3 protein-coding genes are annotated in these 3,282 nt (G+C 59.4%); 2 read left to right on the top strand and 1 reads right to left on the bottom strand.

What is annotated here, in order from left to right; genetic code table 11:
* Nucleotides 1-205, top strand: a 205-nt coding sequence (locus AAC645_RS20265) for a hypothetical protein (protein WP_340318389.1), incomplete at its 5' end; no start/stop codon positions are given.
* A 640-nt stretch (nucleotides 206-845) separates the two neighbouring features.
* Nucleotides 846-1,895 (top strand): sensor domain-containing diguanylate cyclase, encoded by a 1,050-nt coding sequence (locus tag AAC645_RS20260; protein WP_340318388.1) that lies wholly within the window; start codon nucleotides 846-848, stop codon nucleotides 1,893-1,895.
* Nucleotides 1,896-2,185: 290 nt separating this feature from the next.
* Here AAC645_RS20260 and AAC645_RS20255 read toward each other — a convergent pair whose 3' ends face one another.
* A complete protein-coding gene (locus AAC645_RS20255; RefSeq protein ID WP_340318387.1) occupies nucleotides 2,186-2,401 on the bottom strand; it encodes a hypothetical protein in 216 nt (71 codons plus the stop codon).
* Between the last annotated feature and the right edge of the window lie 881 nt (nucleotides 2,402-3,282).

The raw sequence follows: 3,282 nt of genomic DNA, 5'->3' as shown, positions 1-3,282 counted from the left end.
CCCGGATGGACATAGCGGATCGCTGCGGGACCGGATAGCCGATTACGGGCGCGATCGGCGGCTCTTGGTGGAGCGGCAGTTTGCGCAGCAATCGCGTCATTGCAGTCGCACCAAAGCGCTGCGGGTCTGCACCATGTTGCCGCCCAGCATCGCCGCGGGCACTAGCATCGTGCTGCTCGCAGCGACGCCCTTGATGTTCATATAATAGCCCGCAAGGCTGCCGTCGGCGCATGCGGCGTTGCACGTCGTTCCTATATATAAGTGGGCGCTGGCGAGGTGCCGCTGCCGCAGGTGCAGGTGCGAGCGCTGTTAACGCAATTGGTGGAACCGCCGTTACAGCCGACCGTTACCACCTGCGCACTGGACAGTTTGGCGGAAGCGGCGGCATAGGTGGCCATCGCCGCCTGAACGACGCTGGTTCGGGAGTTGAACGCAATCATCACACCTTGCTCTACGACGCTGTCGAGCCGCAACCGCTGCACCGGGAAAACTGCGCGAGCCTCGCCTAGACGACTGCTGGGCCTCTTCAATTCTTGTCCAAAATGGATCAAATATAGTATGGTCGATGTACAATTTCGTTGACCGTTTATTGTTACGCGCATCTATAGATGCGCAAACAAGCGCGGCTCAGGATAGTCTACACTCGTGGAGTGAGGATTCGACGGCCAGCCTGCATGTTTGGGACCTATGTAGGCAACATCAAGGCTCGGAATGGTCGTGGTTAACGAATGGAAGGCCACGGGTGGGTAGATCGACGGGTAGGATTGTTCGATCCTCCGATCACAAGTGAAAGGCGACCCGAGTGATCCGTTTGGCAGGCCGAAGGCCGTTGTCTCGAGCAGCATATGTTTTCCCCTGATGATCATTTGAAGAAACCGCCTGAGGGGTCGCCGCTCCATGATCTTGTTGGCGCGATCGCCGAGGAGCGGACTGCGGCCGGCGATCCCGCCTTATTTACGCGGCTGCTAAACCTCGCTGCTGCTGCGCAGTTGGAAGCCGATCAGGTGCGGCAGGCGCTCGATATTGAGCGAGCTCACTTTCATGCGACGTTCGAGCAGGCTCCGGTTGGGATTGCTCATGTCGCGCCCGATGGCCGGTTCCTACGCGTAAACGGACAGTTTGCCCGCATCACGGGCTATAGTGTGGCGGCATTGGTGCAGCACGGCTTCCAGCAGATCACCCATCCTGACGATCTAGTTTCCGACCTCGCACATGTGCAGCGCCTGCTGTCGGGCGCCGACGACCGTTATACAATGGAAAAGCGCTATATTCGCCCCGGCGGCAGCACCGTCTGGGTCAAACTCACAGTGGCGCTAATCCGCGACGCCAAGGGCACGCCGGACTTCTTCATTTCAGTGATGGAAGACTTATCCGAGATCAAGCGCGCCCACGCGGAGGCCGTTCGCGATCCGCTGACCGGCCTTCTCAATCGTCGCGGCTTTCTTGACCGTGCTACGCGCGAGATCAAACGCGCGGCGCGGACGCCGCACATGCTGATGTTGGTCTATTTGGATCTCGATGGTTTCAAGGCGATCAACGATCGGCGGGGCCACGCGGCTGGCGATGCCTGCCTGTGCGCAGTGGCGCGGCTGCTGGAAGCTATGACTCGGCCCGGCGACGCGCTGGCCCGTTTTGGTGGCGACGAGTTTACGCTGCTCTTACCCCATCTTTCGGCGCGCGATGCGGCCCAGAGGCTCGAACAGCTGCGTACCGCCATTAAAGACTATGGCACGGAAGCGGGCCATGCCGTCACCGCGTCCTTCGGTGCAGCGTTCATACAACCTGATCGCGATACCTGTGCCGAACAGCTCATCCAACGGGCCGATGAGGCTATGCTGCTCGCGAAGCGCAGCGATAAGAACTGCGTTCGTTTTGCAAACCTTGATAGTTGGTAATTCGACAGTCTTCCCAATCTCCATTTTTGTAGGTTAGATTGCCGTCGGCTTGCGGCGACCGCGTGTGGTTCCGCCCGTGCCCCTTCAAGATATTTCCCTGAGTTCGTCGAGCAACAGCCAGAGATCAGTATCGTGCCAAGCGATCGTATGATCGAAAATCGCGTCGAGAATCGGCATGATTACCTCCTTTATTGCTGCTGTCTTCATCGCCGTGATATTTCCCTTCTGGACAAAGAATCGTTATTTCCCTCACTATATATGGCCTTTACTCCACGGGGCATCGGCGTCGGCTAATGAAGATAGGCCGACCGGAACTGGGCCCATAGCTGATCCAAGCCATGAGCGGCGGTCGGCGCGGGCATTGGCAGGATGCCGGTCATCATCTCGGCTATCTGATCCCGCGTCAGAACACCGGCCGAGACCAAGCCAGCGATCAATGCTTCCTGCAGTTGGATGCTACGCTCCAGCTGGCGCTCCAGTTCTGCGACCTTTGCGGCATCGTGCACGTGTCCCTCCTGTCTGTGGCCGCTGCGAGCGGCAAGCTGTCCTTGGTTGGTGATGCGAGGGTTGCGCCTGCGACGACCCGCAGGTCGATTGGCCATCGGGCGTACTCCACTGGAGCAACCAGCTGCCCTAATCCCGGTCAGCCTTAGAACACAGCAATTCTCGCTGCTATGCGACACCGCGCGTTATGAAAGTTGCAGTGTTACCGAGGGAGCAGATCACCGAGACAGCTGACGTGTTCTTACGGGGTTATGCTGTCGCAGATGTAGCACGAGGCTCACGGCCAGCGGCAATGGCAACCAGACCATCCCGCTGTGGCCTGGAACCCGTACATTGCGCGCCGTCTGACGCCGTATGGAAGCCGCCCACGAATGAGCATCATTCGCATAGCCGCTGATAGCGATTGCGTTGACGTCAGGTGTCGCCGCTGCGCTGCCATATCCGCGTTGCTTGTCCGCGCACCGTGGCAACGGCGTTCCTTGGCAGAAAGCCAGGCGGTGGATCGTCTGGCGGCGTTACGTGTCTTGAGGACCGCCAATGACCATGTCGGTCTTGTTGACCATGTGCTGCGAACATCGGGATAATAGCCGTTGAAATTGACCAACAGGCCGAAGATGAACAGGTCCGTCTCCTTGAGGGCGGAATCAGACTTGCGCTTGAACGCCAGGGCCGCGCCGTTCGAGATGTAGATGCCCTGGCGCTTCTGCGCCCATTAAACCCCGCGTCATCGGCTTCAGCCCACGGCGATTCGAGATGCTATCGGCCGGCGCGCAGGGGAGTCTCGTCGTTGCTTCTAGCTCGCTGCCCCAGCTTGCGCTCCCACGCCAGGGCATGGGCCACGATCATGTCGAGATCATCGAGCTTTGGCCGCCACGGCGTGGTA

The organism is Rhizorhabdus argentea, from assembly GCF_037861105.1.
Taxonomy (GTDB): Bacteria; Pseudomonadota; Alphaproteobacteria; order Sphingomonadales; family Sphingomonadaceae; genus Rhizorhabdus; species Rhizorhabdus argentea.
Note: the sequence above shows the minus strand (reverse complement) of the source record. Positions and strands in the feature narration are given on the sequence as shown.